Source organism: Streptomyces kebangsaanensis (genome assembly GCF_001906585.1).
Taxonomy (GTDB): domain Bacteria; phylum Actinomycetota; class Actinomycetes; order Streptomycetales; family Streptomycetaceae; genus Streptomyces; species Streptomyces kebangsaanensis.
The window spans coordinates 1-14,376 of record NZ_JUJA01000123.1 but is presented as its reverse complement, the minus strand read 5'-3'; the positions used below and the strand labels follow the sequence as shown (position 1 = coordinate 14,376).

The 14,376-nt window shown below is 70.6% G+C and carries 10 protein-coding genes and 2 pseudogenes; 6 read left to right on the top strand and 6 right to left on the bottom strand.

The features are described 5' to 3' along the window. From RH94_RS18620 to RH94_RS18605, 4 genes and pseudogenes are all read right to left on the bottom strand, one after another. Positions 1 to 449, bottom strand: a pseudogene (locus RH94_RS18620) (hypothetical protein); the annotation flags it as partial. 456 nt (positions 450 to 905) lie between these two features. After that, a complete protein-coding gene (locus tag RH94_RS18615; RefSeq protein ID WP_073948693.1) occupies positions 906 to 1,256 on the bottom strand; it encodes a hypothetical protein in 351 nt (116 codons plus the stop codon). A 180-nt stretch (positions 1,257 to 1,436) separates the two neighbouring features. Beyond that, a complete protein-coding gene (locus tag RH94_RS18610) occupies positions 1,437 to 1,937 on the bottom strand; it encodes a hypothetical protein (RefSeq protein ID WP_143204039.1) in 501 nt (166 codons plus the stop codon). Between the two features lie 25 nt (positions 1,938 to 1,962). After that, positions 1,963 to 4,167 carry a hypothetical protein gene (locus RH94_RS18605; protein ID WP_073948691.1) on the bottom strand — a complete coding sequence of 735 codons (2,205 nt, stop codon included), beginning with the start codon at positions 4,165 to 4,167 and terminating at the stop codon, positions 1,963 to 1,965. Positions 4,168 to 4,890: 723 nt separating this feature from the next. On the opposite strand from RH94_RS18605, the gene RH94_RS18595 reads away from it, so the two are divergent. The 4 genes from RH94_RS18595 (at position 4,891) to RH94_RS18580 (ending at position 9,774) form a co-directional block, all read left to right on the top strand. Further along, complete coding sequence (locus RH94_RS18595) at positions 4,891 to 6,717, top strand: gamma-glutamyltransferase family protein (protein ID WP_073948690.1); 1,827 nt, start codon at positions 4,891 to 4,893, stop codon at positions 6,715 to 6,717. A 137-nt stretch (positions 6,718 to 6,854) separates the two neighbouring features. Further along, positions 6,855 to 7,772 carry an inositol monophosphatase family protein gene (locus RH94_RS18590; protein WP_073948689.1) on the top strand — a complete coding sequence of 306 codons (918 nt, stop codon included), beginning with the start codon at positions 6,855 to 6,857 and terminating at the stop codon, positions 7,770 to 7,772. Between the two features lie 83 nt (positions 7,773 to 7,855). Next, positions 7,856 to 9,265, top strand: a complete 1,410-nt coding sequence (locus RH94_RS18585) for a phytoene desaturase family protein (RefSeq protein ID WP_073948688.1) — start codon at positions 7,856 to 7,858, stop codon at positions 9,263 to 9,265. Then, positions 9,262 to 9,774 (top strand): O-acetyl-ADP-ribose deacetylase, encoded by a 513-nt coding sequence (locus RH94_RS18580; protein ID WP_073948687.1) that lies wholly within the window; start codon positions 9,262 to 9,264, stop codon positions 9,772 to 9,774. Before RH94_RS18585 ends, RH94_RS18580 begins: the two co-directional genes overlap by 4 nt. A 104-nt stretch (positions 9,775 to 9,878) precedes the next feature. On the opposite strand, the gene RH94_RS18575 is transcribed toward RH94_RS18580, so the two are convergent. Beyond that, on the bottom strand, positions 9,879 to 10,559 hold the full coding sequence (locus tag RH94_RS18575; protein WP_073948686.1) for an HAD family hydrolase: 681 nt from the start codon (positions 10,557 to 10,559) through the stop codon (positions 9,879 to 9,881). 500 nt (positions 10,560 to 11,059) lie between these two features. Here RH94_RS18575 and RH94_RS18570 point away from each other — a divergent pair, with 500 nt between their 5' ends. Further along, the gene (locus RH94_RS18570; RefSeq protein WP_267893378.1) at positions 11,060 to 11,719 is read left to right on the top strand and encodes a ScbR family autoregulator-binding transcription factor; all 660 of its coding nucleotides are present in this window, start codon (positions 11,060 to 11,062) and stop codon (positions 11,717 to 11,719) included. Between the two features lie 287 nt (positions 11,720 to 12,006). Here the strand turns inward: RH94_RS18570 and RH94_RS18560 are convergent, their stop codons facing one another. Continuing rightward, on the bottom strand, positions 12,007 to 13,578 hold the full coding sequence (locus tag RH94_RS18560; protein ID WP_234425867.1) for an amidohydrolase: 1,572 nt from the start codon (positions 13,576 to 13,578) through the stop codon (positions 12,007 to 12,009). Positions 13,579 to 13,777: 199 nt separating this feature from the next. On the opposite strand from RH94_RS18560, the pseudogene RH94_RS18555 reads away from it, so the two are divergent. Then, positions 13,778 to 14,376 (top strand): annotated as a pseudogene (locus RH94_RS18555) (IS200/IS605 family accessory protein TnpB-related protein); the annotation flags it as partial.

Genomic DNA, 14,376 nt, shown 5'->3' with positions numbered 1-14,376 from the left:
CCGCCACTCTTGTCGGAGGTCCGCTGCTGGTACGACTTCTGCGCCGCGTCGTCCGATGCCATGATCTCGAAGGACACGTCCAGCCAGCGGTAGTCGTAGCCCTTGAGCGCGTTCCAGGAGCAGGTACGGCGCACGGTGGTGTCCGTCGACGGGATCTCCTTGCCCGCCGTCTTGGCGCCCGGCACCAGGGACGTGATCGTCTTCGCGGAGATGCTGGTGCACGGCGTCGGCGCGGTCGCGTACGTCTTCGACACCGCGGTCGACGAGGGGGCGGAGGGCTCGGAGGACGACTGGTCGTCGGTGCCGCGCGTCTGCTGCTGGGCCGCCTTGTCGTCGGTGGCGGGCGGAGCGGCGAACGGCCCGGATGTCAACGCCCAGCCCGCACAGGCGAGCACGACGACCGGACTCAGACGCGCGGTGAGCGCGAGCGGCAGAGGAAGTTCACGCACGGCGCACTTCTCGTGTGGGGGACGGACGTGGCACGGGACAGGTCCACACCACGGACGGAACCACAGTGTCACACGAGTCTCTGTGCGAAGGAAGCGGTACTCCGTTGCGTGGCCGCGCGGTTACGGGAACTCGCTTCCGAAGTACCCTCTTGCCTCTTATGTCCTGGCGAAGGGCGGTGCCGCCGGAGGACACCACGGGCGCCGGTGAGCGCTGGACGGGGTCGGTCATGATGCGGAAGGCCGGCTCAGCCGTGGTGTCGGCACGCAAACGAAGTCCCCGGCCGGACCGGAGAACCTGCGTAGCCCTGTACCGCAGCAGGCCGTCGGTCCCGGGCCGGCGCGTACACCACCGGACGGGCCCGCCACCGGCGCGGTTCGGTGGCGGGCCCAGGTGCACGTGCTCACCCGTGACCGGCGGACGGACACGCACCCGTCCCGGGAGGGCGGGGATTTTGTTCAGCAGCGGTCCGCGCTGACCTTCAGGTAGCCCACGCCGACTGGGCCGCCGTCCTGGTAGCCGGTGTCGAACGGGGTGTCGCTGGCGCAGACGACCCACTGACGGGAGTACACCCCGATCCGTACCGTCAAGAGTGTGGCGCCGTCACTGGGCGTGGTGTCGCGCACGGTGCCGAACACTCGGATGCGGCCGTCGTCCCAAGTGCACTTGTATACGTTGCCGCTGAGCTCGCTCCCGGTTTTGTAACCGATCCGGCCGCACTCGGCCACGTCGGTCTGCGCTGCCGCGGTGGTGGTCGCGGCAGCAAGGGTGGCGACGGAGAGGCATACCGACGCGACCAGTGCAGCCATGTGAAAACGTCTCATTTTTTCCTCCGTTGGTGCGGACGGAAGCCGAGCGGCTGTCGCTCGACTGCCGACAGGCTGGGCGAGAGTTCTGCGATGGGGGAGGGGGCGGGCCGGGCTCCCGTGCCGTGCGGAGGGGAGCCCGGCCGACCGGCCTGGCCGAACAGATGCGTCCTGCGAAAGCTCCTACTCGGCAACTTTGAGTTCGAGCTCGCAGTCCAGCGTCTGGACGTACGCCCGACCGCCCTGCTCATATTCGAAGCGGCACTTGCGCGCCGTCTCTTTCGGCGGTGCGGTGATTCTCATCTTGGCCAGGTAGAAGATGTCGCTGCTTTTTCCGGCCGGAACCTTGACGGGATTTGCCGCGTAGTTCTTCAGCTTCGCGAATTCAGGCGTGTACGTCTCGCCTTCCTTGGCCAGAAGCGGAAGGCCTTCGGTGTCGTTCAGGTCGTACGCGCCGTACTCCAGGACCTTGAGGCCGGAAGGGACGTGCACGACAGCGACCTTCGTTATCTCGATGGGCTTCGAGGAGGTGTTGTACGGCACCGGGAGGGCGAAGTACCAGATCTCCCCCACACGGGTGTGCTCGTGGCCTACGGTGCCACTCGACTGGGCACCGTCGGTCGCGAGGGCGCTTCCTGGTTCCGCCTGTCCGGCCTCCTGTGCCGGCGAGCATCCGGCCAGCATGAAGGCGGCGAGGAAGGCAAGCGCCCTAGAACGAGTAGAAGACGCCGGGCTTGCCGTCGACTTTGTCATTCTTTCCCCAGATGTCGTGCCGCGCGCTCTTGTTTCCGGCTGTTATCCGCTGCCTGTGGTCCCGGTCGTACTGGGTAGACCCTCCCAGCTTGACGCCGTACGCGCTGACCGCTCCGGACCATTTGATGCTGCGGTTCTTGGAGATCTGGAAATGGGATCCCCGTGCCACCCAGGCGCGGTGCTTCTTGGGCGAGTTGTTGTAATTGACGCCGCCGTCCCTGTTGCTCACGTCCTTGCCGTATTTGCCGACGGCCCCACCCGAAGGAACCTTGTACTTGCCGGCCACGATCTTGTAACGGTAGAACGTGTCACGCCCGTAGTTGCAGGTCCACTTCTCCCTGATCTTCTTGTACTCGATCGGGACCTTCCACTGCTTGGCGAAGTATGGACCCTTGTTCGCGTAGCCGGTGGTGACGGACATGGCCGAGCCGAGCGTCACGGAGCCTTCGATCGTCCACTTGGATCCGGTCTTGACCGCGACCTCCACACTCGAGGACAGCTTGGAGTCGTAGTCCACGGTCGTCTTCGCGTCCCAGTACGCGTGGCCCTCGGCGACGGTCGTGTACTTGATCTGCGTGGCGATGACCTTCTCACTGGTCTTGTCGCAACCACCGTCCATGGGCCTGACGACCAGGGACTTGGTGTCAACGCCGTCGACGACGTAGGAATCCCCCTGGGGTTCCCGTACGGTGTCGCTCTGGTATTCGGGCAGCGGCCTGTCTCCGAGCGTGTCGACCGAGACCTGCTCGTCCCTCGAGGCCCAGCTCAGGTCTGTCTGTGCGACGGTCGGCTGAGCCTGTTCCTTGCGCAGGTCATCAGTGATGGGACGCATCTTGGAGGGCTCACTGTCGTCTTTCGCGGCGGCTGCCACGAGCGCGCGGGCCGTCGCCGGAGCTGTCGCCGGAGCGGCGGTCATCATGTGGGTGCCGCGCATCATGTGACCCGAGGACGTCTCGCCGTTGACACTGGCCATGGCGTTGATGATGCCCCCGTTGTTGGCGGCGGCCCTCTTCACGCTGTCGGGCAGTGCTGCCGGCAGGGGCACCGTCCAGGTGCCGTCCGGTGCCGTTACGGTGGTGCCCAGCGTGACCAGCTGCACCTCGTCGGTGCTGTCACTCGTGACGTCGACGGCCTCGACCCTGACCGGCAGCCCTGCGGCAGGTCTCCCGTCGCCCAGAACGAACTTACCGGAGAACTGGGTGGGATCCTGGGGTGCCGGGTCGGGAGACCCGTCGGTCACCGCTTGAGGCGGAGTCTCCGTCTCCGGAGGCACAGGTCCGAAGGAAGGCTTGATGTCAGGGGAGGGGCTCGCCAGGCAGGAGGCGATGTCGGCGTGCACATCACCGTATATGCCGGCGCCCACGTCGCGATTGGCGACGTCCATGGGCGCCGTCCCGGTGTAGCTCCAGGCGATCCCGGTGTAGTCGGGGGTGTCTCCCACCGTGTAGATGGTGCCCGGACCGGGGCTCCACCCGTGCGTCTCGTTCGAGATGCCCGTGATGACATTGGTGGATCCGTTGGGGAAAGGTGATCCGGACGCACTGTCGGAGTAGCGCCACGCCTTCACCTCGCCGTGCCGGTCGGCCACACCGCGCCTCAGCGTGTAGACGACCTGCCCCGCGGACCACACGTCAGTGGCCTGTGCGATCGCGACGACGGCCGGATCGGTTCGGGGAACAGTCCTGACCTTCGTGATGGCCCCGGACCCGGACGACGGGTTGGCGACGGAGTAGACCTCCAGCGCACCGTTCTGGTGCAGAGCGAAGATCCGGTTGTCACCGGTGGACCACATGCGCTCGTACACATTCCAGTTGCCCCCGTAATCCCGCACAGGGGTCAGCATGCTTCCACCAGTGGCGGAGTTGTCCTTGTACGTTTTCAGCGCACCTTCAGGCGTTTTCACGTAGATGATGCCGTGACCACCGGTGAAGAACTCGCTGTACGTCTCGAGAGGGGCCGTTTCCCCCGTGTCGAGGAGCGCGCCGGCGGCGTTGCCGGTCAGGGGGTCCCAGTCCAGGTACTTCCGCAGCACGCCACCTGACTCGCCGCTGACGTCATGGACATAGGTCGGGATGCCGCTCCTGCACGCTTCGGCGGCCTGCGCCGTGGGTGCCGAGAGGGCGGTCGGCACGGCGATGCTGCCGGCGAGGAGCGCCGTCATGCACACCGTGTGCACGGTGACGCGGCGGGAGGAGGATGGGGACTTTGCTCGGTACCAACGATTCACTATCGTGGTCCTTCGGGTAAGTCGGTGCGGGCGCTGCCTCCGACGCACACTGATGGCCTGGAAACCGAGTGCGTCAGGTGGCGCCCGCTCCCCCGGATCGGTTCCGGAGGCAGCAGGACAGTAACCCTGTGTTCGCCCCCCTGGTAGATCATGCTGACCGCGCGGCCGAGAACACTCGCGATGAGCAAAGCGGGCATACGGCTCCATTGATCTCACGGTCGAGGGAAATTTGGGACTGATCCGCACCAACGGAAGCGCGCACCACAAGCGGAATGACTGATACCCGTCTCACGGGAACCTCATATTCCGCTCAAAGCGCTGCAGGGCAAAGGCGTGAACACCCTCATCGAGCCGATCTTCTCCACCGCCAGGCTCCGCACCGAGGTGACCCGCGGTGTCGGCAGCCCCGCCGCCGCGCGACCACCGGATCCCACCTCGTCGAACGGCTGGGGCGTTCGTCGCCGACCATCGCCCTCGACCACTGCGCCCACTTCATGCCGGAGGCGGGGAAGAAGGGGTGCGGGGCGATCGATAGCCTGCCGGAGGGAGCGGATGGAGGAGAGCCCTGGCTCAAACTCCCCAGATTCTCCCCAGGGCCGATCCCGAGCTCCGATCGGACTGGCCGGTGCGCGTAAACAGCGAGGTGAGTAAGGCCCTATGTTCACCACCCGCCCCACCCTCCAGGGAACCTTCGGCATGGTGTCCTCCACCCACTGGCTGGCCTCGCAGTCCGCGATGGCCGTGCTGGAGGACGGCGGCAACGCCTATGACGCGGCCGCGGCCGGCGCCTTCGTGCTGCACGTCGTGGAACCGCACCTGAACGGGCCCGCCGGGGAGGTGCCGGTCCTGATCGCCCCCGCGGGCGGCGAGGTGCGGGTGCTGTGCGGGCAGGGCGTCTCCCCGGCCGGGGCGACGGTCACGCACTACCGGGCGCTCGGGCTGGACCTCGTGCCCGGCACCGGGCCGCTGGCCGCCGCGGTGCCGGGCGCGTTCGACGCGTGGATGGTCCTGCTGCGCGACCACGGCACGAAGTCCCTCGCCGACGTCCTGAAGTACGCCATCGGGTACGCCGAGCACGGGCACGCGCCCGTGGAGCGCGTCGGCGAGACCGTCGAGACCGTGCGGAGGCTGTTCGAGACCGAGTGGACCTCGTCCGCCGAGGTCTACCTGTCCGGCGGACGCCCGCCCCGCCCCGGCGCGCTGCTGCGCAACCCCGCGCTCGCCGCCACCTGGAAGCGGCTGCTCGCCGAGACCGCGGGCGCGGGGGACCGGGAGGCGCGGATCGAGGCCGCGCGGGAGGTGTGGCGGGCCGGTTTCATCGCCGAGGCGCTGGTCCGGCAGGCCGGGCGGCCCACGCTGGACACCAGCGGCGAACGGCACACCGGCACGCTCACCGCCGCCGACCTCGCCGCCTGGTCCGCGACCTACGAGACCCCGGCGACGTACGAGTGGAACGGCTGGACCGTGTGCAAGGCCGGCCCCTGGAGCCAGGGCCCGGTGCTCCTGCAGCAACTCGCCCTGCTCCCGCCCGAACTGCCCCCCTACGGGTCCGCCGACTACGTCCACCTGCTGATCGAGGGCTGCAAGCTCGCCATGGCCGACCGGGAGGCCTGGTACGGGGACGCCGCCGGGGTGCCGCTGGCCGAGCTGCTGTCGGCGGAGTACAACGCCGGGCGGCGCGAGCTGGTCGGCGACACGGCCTCGTACGCGCTGCGGCCCGGCAGTCCCGGCGGGCGCGTCCCGCGGCTGGGCACGCACGCGCACGTGGTGGCCACCGACGAGGGGGAGTACGCGCTGCTGGGCATCGGCGAGCCGACGGTCGCCAAGAGCCCCACGTCCCCGGTGCCGGGCGAACCCGATGTCGCCGCCGACGGTGCCACCCGGGGGGACACCTGCCACATCGACGTCGTCGACCGCTGGGGCAACATGGTCGCCGCCACTCCCAGCGGCGGCTGGCTGCAGTCCAACCCGGTCGTGCCCGAACTGGGCTTCCCGCTCGGCACCCGGCTGCAGACGACCTGGCTGGAGGAGGGCCTGCCCAACTCGCTCACGCCGGGCCGCCGCCCCCGCACCACCCTCACCCCCTCGATCGCGCTGCGCGACGGGGTGCCCGTCATGGCGTTCGGCACGCCCGGCGGGGACCAGCAGGACCAGTGGCAGCTGCACTTCTTCCTCGCGGTCGCCCTGCGCGCCGGCGTCCGCGGCGGTCCGGACCTCCAGGGCGCCATCGACGCTCCCAACTGGCACAACGACAGCTTCCCCGGTTCCTTCTACCCCCGTGGGATGCGCCCGGGGAGCGTCACCGTGGAATCCCGCATGGACGCGGAGGTCGTCCGGGAGCTGCGGCGCCGGGGCCACGCCGTGACCGTCGGCCCCTCCTGGTCCGAGGGCCGCCTCTGCGCGGTCGCCCGCTGCCCCACGACCGGCATCCTCTCGGCGGCCGCGAACCCACGGGGGATGCAGGGGTACGCCGTCGGCCGGTGACGCGTTCTGCGTCTTCCGCGTCTTCCGTTATTCCTGTGATTCCTGTGTCTTCTGCGCCCGAGGTCCGTTCACGCCGATTCCACCCGGAGTGCACCGGCACGGAGGGGAATGTCAGTGCGGCATGTTCTCATGGAGGCATGATCGAAGAGACGGGCACCTGGGAGTCCCCCCTGAACGAAGCACTGGTCGGAGAGTTCGTCGCGCGTCACTCGGCCGACGTGGAGGAGGCGGTCCGCAAGGCGGCCGCGGCCGAGATCATGCCCCGCTTCCGCAGACTGGCGGAGCACGAGGTCGACCAGAAGTCCGGGCCGCACGACCTGGTGACGGACGCCGACCGGCTGGCCGAGCGGCACCTCACGGACGCGCTCGGCGCCCTGCTGCCCGGCTCCGTCGTGGTCGGCGAGGAGGCGGTGCACGCCAACCCGGCGGTCTACGAGGCGCTCCAGGGCGACGCGCCGGTGTGGATCGTCGACCCCGTGGACGGCACCCGGCAGTTCGTGCACGGCGACCCCGGCTTCTGCACCCTGGTCGCGCTCGCCTGCCGGGGAGTCGTACTGGCCTCCTGGACGTACGCGCCGGCGCGCGACCAACTCGCCACGGCCGTACGGGGACAGGGCGCCCACCTCGACGGCACACCCCTGCGCTCCGGTGCGCCCGAGCCGGGCCGCCCCCTCGAAGTCGCCACGTCCCACCCGGACTTCACGACCGACGAGCAGAAGCGCGCCCTGCTCGGCCTGTGGACGGACGGCGTCGCACCGCGCCCCTGCGGCTCGGCGGGCCTCGAGTACCTCGCGGTCGCCCGCGGCGAGTTGGACGCCACGGCCTTCTCCTGGGAGGCGGCCTGGGACCACGCGGCGGGCCTGCTGCTGGTCGAGGAGGCCGGCGGTGCCCACCTGACCCTGACCGGCGACCCGTTCCGCATCAAGGGCGGCAACCCCCTGCCGTTCACGGCGGCACGGGACGCGGCGACGGCACGGCGGGTGACCGGTCTGCTCTCCGGCCCGGCGGACCACACCCCCCGCCCCGGAACGCGGCGCCCCACCCCGGCACCCTGAGCCGCCCCCCGGAGCGCCGGTTCCCCGGCATATCCTGGCCATCAGTGGCCGTCGGCTGACGAAGGGGTCCGAAGGTGCCGTCGATGCTCGATGCGGTCGTGGTGGGTGCGGGGCCGAACGGGCTGACCGCTGCCGTGGAGCTCGCCCGCCGCGGCTTCTCCGTGGCCGTGTTCGAGGCGCGCGAGACCATCGGCGGCGGCGCCCGCACCGAGGAGCTCACTCTGCCCGGCTTCCGGCACGACCCGTGCTCCGCCGCGCACCCCCTCGGCATCAACTCGCCCGCCTTCCGCGCCCTGCCCCTGGAGCGCTACGGCCTTCAGTGGCTGCACGCCGAGCTGCCCATGGCCCACCCCTTCCCGGACGGCACCGCCGCCGTGCTGTCCCGGTCGGTCGCCGAGACGGCCGCCTCCTTCGGACCGCGCGACGCGGGCGCGTACCGCAGGCTGGTCGCGCCGTTCCTGCCCAGGTGGGACACCCTGGCCCGCGACTTCATGTCGCTGCCCCTGACCGCGCTCCCACGTGACCCGGTCACCCTCGCCCGCTTCGGCCTGACCGGCCTGCCCCCGTCCACCTGGCTGATGCGCCGCTTCCGCGACGAGCGCGCCAAGACCCTCTTCGCCGGCCTCGTCGCCCACGTCATGGCCCCCCTCGACGGCTTCGCCACCGGCGCCATCGGCCTGGTCTTCGCGCTGGCCGCGCACGCCCGCGGCTGGCCGGTCGCCCGCGGCGGCTCCCAGGCGATCTCCGACGCCCTCGCCGCGTACCTGAAGGACCTCGGCGGCGCCCTGCACACCGACTACGAGGTCAAACGCCTCGACGACCTGCCGCCCGCGCGGGCGTACGTCTTCGACACCTCGCCCACCGCGCTGGCCCGCATCGCCGGCCTCGGCCGGTACTACGAGGGCTACCGGTACGGCCCCGGCGTCTTCAAGATCGACTACGCGCTGGACGGCCCGGTGCCGTGGACCGCGAAGGAACCCCGCGTCGCCGGCACCGTACAGATCGGCGCGGACAGTGCCGAGATCGGCACCGCGCTGCGCGCCGCGTCCCGCGAGAGCCGCGCACCCGACCGGCCCTTCCTCATCACGGTCCAGCCCGGCGTCGCCGACCCCACCCGCGCCCCCGCCGGCAAGCAGGTCTTCTGGGTGTACGGCCATGTCCCCAACGGCTGGACCGGGGACCTCACCGACGCCGTGGAACGCCAGCTGGAACGCTTCGCCCCGGGCTTCCGCGACCGAGTGCTCGCCCGCGCCACCGCCGGCCCGCCCGAGATCGCCGCCCGCAACGCCAACTACGTCGGCGGTGACATCGCCTCCGGCGCGGCCTCCGGACTCCAGCTCCTGCTGCGCCCCAAACCGTCCCTCTTCCCGTACAGCACCCCGCACCCGGCCGTCTTCATCTGCTCCTCGGCCACCCCGCCGGGCCCCGGAGTGCACGGCATGTCGGGCCACAACGCGGCGAAGGCCGTCTGGAGGAGGCTGCGGCAGACATGACCACCACCCTCACCCTCGTCCAGGGCGACATCACCCGCCAGCGCGCCGACGCGATCGTCAACGCCGCCAACTCCTCCCTCCTCGGCGGCGGAGGCGTCGACGGCGCCATCCACCGCCGCGGCGGCCCCGCGATCCTCGCGGAGTGCCGCGCCCTGCGCGCCTCCTGCTACAGCAGCGGCCTGCCCACCGGCCAGGCGGTCGCCACGACGGCCGGTGAACTGGACGCCCTCTGGGTGATCCACACCGTCGGCCCGGTGCACAGCACGACCGAGGACCGCTCCGGCCTCCTCGTCTCCTGCTACCGCGAGTCCCTCCGCGTCGCCGACGGACTCGGAGCACGGACGGTCGCCTTCCCGGCCATCTCCACCGGTGTCTACCGCTGGCCGATGGAGGACGCCGCCCGTATCGCGGTGGAGACGGTGCGGGCCACGGAAACGGCGGTCGAGGAGGTCAGGTTCGTCCTTTTCGACGAGCAGGCGTACGCGGTGTTCACCGGGCAACTCCGCTGACAGGACCGTGGTTCGGTTCGTCCCCCTCGCACGAGCCCCCTACGCAGGGGCCTCAACGGCAAGCCCCCGAAGGGAACACCCGGCATCCCGAACCCCGGTGTGCTCTACGCCCCGATCCATGTGCGGGCCCACGACAGCAGCCCGCTGTCGGCGAGGCTCGCGACCCACAGGTCGGCCTTCTCCGCCTCCGGACCCGGTGGGCACGGTCCGATGCCGACGACGCGGAGGCCCGCCCGGCGGGCCGACTCCATGCCGGTGAGCGAGTCCTCCACGGCCAGGGCCTCCTCGGGCGGTACGCCGCAGATACGGGCGGCCAACCTGTAGACGTCGGGCTCCGGTTTCGGCCGTACGTCCCCGCCGGCGACCACGACGTGGCCGAAACAGCTGAGGAGCCCGGCCCGGTCGAGGCATGATTCCACCACCTCCCGGGGGCAGTTGCTCGCCACCGCGAGAGGGCGGTGGGGTGCGACCAGCCGGACCAGCGCGGCGGCGCCCGGCATGGTGACGGGGTCCTGCTCGACCAGTGCGGTGAAGGTGTTGAGGAGCGTGTTGGTCAGGGCGTTCACGAGGTTCGGCTTTCCGGTTTCCTCGGCCATGAGCGCGCCGCACCCGGTGTAGTGCATGCCCTTTGCGCGGTCGGCGAACCCGGCCGGCGGTTCGAGGCCGAACGCCCGGAAGGTGAGGTTCCGGGCTTCCTGCCAGTGTCGTTCCGTGTCCATCAAGGTTCCGTCGCAGTCGAAGACGACGGCGGACGGGGACCAGGAAAGGAGGTGATGAGCTGTCATGCGACTGCCGTTCTCGGAGGCTGCGCCGACCGGTTCGTGCGCGGGCGCAGGCGGGTGCCGGGACGTAGGTGGTCCGCTTGCGGAGATGAGTGCGAACGAGCGATGTCGTACGGCTGCTGCGGCCACGTGAACGTGGCTGGGCGTGCCATGGGAACGCCGTAGTGGGCGCAGGCCGTCACTTCGGCCGAGCCGAAAACATCGTGGCCATTACGTTAATTTCGCATCCCCGGCTTTCGCAATCACCGGTTCGAGTGCATGGAAAATGCCCGATCGAAGGCGGCCGGCTCCCGGAACGCGGTCAACGGGCCTGGTGGGCGGAGCTCTCGCGCTTATCCGAAACGATTCTTCCCGGCAGGGAGGCGTGTTGTGCACAGACGTCTGTACACGCGAACGGCCGAAAAATAATAGGATCTTCGCGCACTGTCGCCGTGTCCTCCGTGCGGGAGGGCCTGGATTTTTCCGTCGTGACGTTGGAACATTCGATCGAAAGTAGAACTGAAGTGCAGGACAGGGCGCGTGAGACCCGCAAAATGCTGCTGGAGTCAGCGGCACACCTATTCTTCGAACGGGGATACGCGGGAACGAGTGTCAATGACATAAGTGATCACTCGGGGAGAACCAGCGGGGCGGTCTATTTCCATTACTCCAGCAAGGAGAAGCTGGCGCTGGCCGTGGTCCGCGAGCGGTTCGCCACCTGGCCGCAGCTCGCCGCCGCCTACGCCGCGCCCGGCCTCCCTCCGCTGGAGAAGCTGGTCGGCCTCAGCTTCCGTGTCGCGCACTCCCTCAGCGAGGACGTCGTGGCACGCGCCGGCGCGCGGCTGTGGGCGGAGCGCCGCACCATCGAAGCCGCCGTGCCCACACCGTTCGACGACTGGGCGGTGGTCGCCACCCGGCTTCTCGCCCAAGCCCGCACAAGGGGCGAACTCGCGGAAGGAGTCGAGCCGTCGACCGCGGCAGTGACGCTCGTGTGCGCGTTCTTCGGGCTCTGCACCCTGACCGACGAGATGCCGGACGGGCGGAACTGGGAGGAGCGGCTGGACCGGTGGTGGACGCTGGTGCTGCCGTCCCTGCAGGCGGACCCGGACCCGGCGGCTCTGCTCGCCCGCGCGCGGGCGAGGATTCCCGTGCGGTGGGAAGACCCGGCCGCGTGCCGTACCTGACGGAGCACACGCTCGCCTCCTGCCACCGCGAGTCCCTGCGCGTCGCCCATGAACTGGGCGCCCACTCGGTCGCGTTCCCGGTCCTCGCCACCGCTGTCCACCGCCGACCGGTGGCGGCCGGTGGCGGACGCGGCCCGAGGCGCGGTGGAGACCGTGAGGAAGACCGGGCCCACCGGGCGTTCGCGGTACGGGCCGGCCGACTGCGACGACCGGCGCCGCGGCGAGAGCCCGCGGCGCCGCGTCGACATCACGTCACACAGGACGGCGGCCGTTCGTGGTCGGCCGCGTCAGCCGGTGGTGACGGCACCGTCGTCGAACTCCACGCTGCCGCCGACGACGGTGGCGCCGACCGTGACGTCGCGGATGCGGGACGGGTCGACGTGGAAGAGGTCGTCGGAGAGGACGACCAGGTCGGCGAGCTTGCCGTTGCTCAGGGTGCCCTTGTCCCCCTCCTCCTTCACCGCGTACGCCGAACCGTGCGTGTAGGCGCGTACGGCCTGCTCCACACTGATCCGCTCGTCGGCGTTGAGGACCTCGCCGCCGGCGGTGACGCGGTTGACCATGTCGTGGATGTTCACCAGCGGGTTTCCGGCGACGACCGGCGCGTCGGAGGAGCCGGGCAGCACGGCCCCGGCGTCGAGGAGGGACCTCATCCGGTAGCACAGGCGGGCGCGCTCCGGGCCGAGGACGCGCAGCATGCCGTCGCCGAGTTCGGAGATGAACGCCCCCTGCGGCACCGGGATGACGCCGAGGCGGACGAGGCGGGCGACCTGTTCCCCGCTGGTGACACCGAAGTGCTCGATGCGGTGGCGCGGGTCGGCGCGCGGCGTCCGGAGCTGGGCGGCCTCGAAGGCGTCCAGCGCGGCGTCCACGGCCCAGTCGCCGATGGCGTGCGCCGCGACGGACCAGCCGGCCCGGTGTGCGGCGACCACGATCTCGTGCACTTCCTCCGGGGAGAACTGCATGAAGCCCTTGTTGGAGGGCTCACCGTGGTAACAGGTGTGCATGGCGGCCGACTTGCCGATGAGGGAGCCGTCCGTGACGACCTTCACCGGTCCGAGGCGCATGTACGCGTCGCCGAAGCCGGTGCGGATGCCCAGGTCCAGGCCGAACCACTCGCGCGGGTCCCGGAAGCCCTCGAGGTAGTGCAACTTGGTGACGTACGGCATCAGCGTCGTCCTCAGCCGCAGCAGCCCCTGTTCCCGGGCGAGCTGGTAGGTGTGGAAGTCCGAGGGCGAGGCGCCGATCATCTCGTGTGCGGCCAGGCCCGGCTCGGTGACGCTGGTCAGGCCCTCCGACAGGGCCTTGTCCGAGGCGAGCCGCACATGCTCGAGGACCTCCTCGGTGGGCAGCGGGCGGACCACCGAGTAGATCAGGTGCATGGCCTTCTCCTGGAGCAGGCCCTCGGGGGTGCCGTCCTCCAGGCGCGCGACATGGCCGCCGTCGATGTCGGGCACGTCGCGGCCGTCCGCGAAGCCGGCCCGGCGGAACGCCTCGGTGCTGGCCACGCCCATGTGACCGGAGACGTGCTCCAGCCACACCGGGCGGCCGCCCGCGACCTCGTCCAGCACCCGGGCGACGGGGTGGCCGCCGGTCTTGTTCTGGTCGTAGCCCGCTCCGAAGACCCACTCGTCCGGCCCGAGCAGGGCGGCCCGCTCCCGGACGGCCTCGTAGAGCTCGTCGAGGCTGCCGACTGCCTGTGCGCGCAGGTCGAGCCATGCGAGCCGGCGCCCGCGGAGGTGGATGTGGTGGTGGGCGTCGTTGAAGCCGGGCAGGACCGGGGCTCCGCCGAGGTCGAAGGTTTCGGCGGCACGACTGCGGGACGACCGGGCGGATGCCGATGAGGGCGTGCTGGACATAGGAGTTGTGAACTGCTGTCGGTGGACGGTGGTTGAGCATGTTCTGTGTGCATGAGTGAGCGTCGCAGTGGCGGTGCGCGGCACGGGACAGCAGCAGGCGGCGAGGCGACAGGGGTTCTGGTTTCGAATGCGTGACCTTCGACCGGGACGCTCGTTGGGTGCGGTGAGGGGTTGGTCGAGCGTCGGGCGGGGGTGGGGCATGAGCGGGCTGCGCGAGGTGGCGGCGCCGTTCGTGGTGCCCGGCCCGTCCGGGGTGGCGGTCCGCGCCGGCCTCAAGGGCCTGACCGGGCAGGACGAAACAGTCCTGCGCCGGGTCGGCGCTCTGCTCGGCTCGCTGGCCTCCGGCGACCTGAAGGCCAGCTGCGCGGCCGGCCTGGAGCACGACGGCGCGCAGTGGGCGCGGCGCAAGCGGGCGCTGACGGGGGAGTCGTCCTCGCGGTGGGCGGGCAGCATCACCAAGGCCACGCACGAGCAGTGGGCTTTGGCCCGGCGCGGGCAGCTCGCCCACCTCCACAGCCTCCAGGCAGGCATCGACACGATCAGGCGCCGGTTCGCGCAGCCTCTCGGGGCCAGGGGCGTCCAGGGTGCGCCCGGTGGCTACGGCTCGCGGCGGGAGTGGTTCGCCAAGGCGCGGCGGCTGCACGTGCTTCAGGACCGGCTGGCGCGGGTGCGGGCCGACGTCGAGGCCGGGCGGGTGCGGGTGGTGCGCGGCGGCAAGAAGCTGCTCCGCGCCCGGCACCACCTGCAGGCCGCCGGGCTGACCGAAGACGGGTGGGGGCTGCGGTGGCGGGCCGAGCG

Bases quoted from the DNA above. Each gene is read 5' to 3' on its own strand.
- RH94_RS18615 (WP_073948693.1), bottom strand. From the start codon at position 1,256: ATGGCTGCACTGGTCGCGTCGGTATGCCTCTCCGTCGCCACCCTTGCT.
- RH94_RS18605 (WP_073948691.1), bottom strand. From the start codon at position 4,167: ATGACGGCGCTCCTCGCCGGCAGCATCGCCGTGCCGACCGCCCTCTCG.
- RH94_RS18590 (WP_073948689.1), top strand. From the start codon at position 6,855: ATGATCGAAGAGACGGGCACCTGGGAGTCCCCCCTGAACGAAGCACTG.
- RH94_RS18610 (WP_143204039.1), bottom strand. From the start codon at position 1,937: ATGCTGGCCGGATGCTCGCCGGCACAGGAGGCCGGACAGGCGGAACCA.
- RH94_RS18585 (WP_073948688.1), top strand. From the start codon at position 7,856: ATGCTCGATGCGGTCGTGGTGGGTGCGGGGCCGAACGGGCTGACCGCT.
- RH94_RS18580 (WP_073948687.1), top strand. From the start codon at position 9,262: ATGACCACCACCCTCACCCTCGTCCAGGGCGACATCACCCGCCAGCGC.
- RH94_RS18575 (WP_073948686.1), bottom strand. From the start codon at position 10,559: ATGACAGCTCATCACCTCCTTTCCTGGTCCCCGTCCGCCGTCGTCTTC.
- RH94_RS18560 (WP_234425867.1), bottom strand. From the start codon at position 13,578: ATGTCCAGCACGCCCTCATCGGCATCCGCCCGGTCGTCCCGCAGTCGT.
- RH94_RS18595 (WP_073948690.1), top strand. From the start codon at position 4,891: ATGTTCACCACCCGCCCCACCCTCCAGGGAACCTTCGGCATGGTGTCC.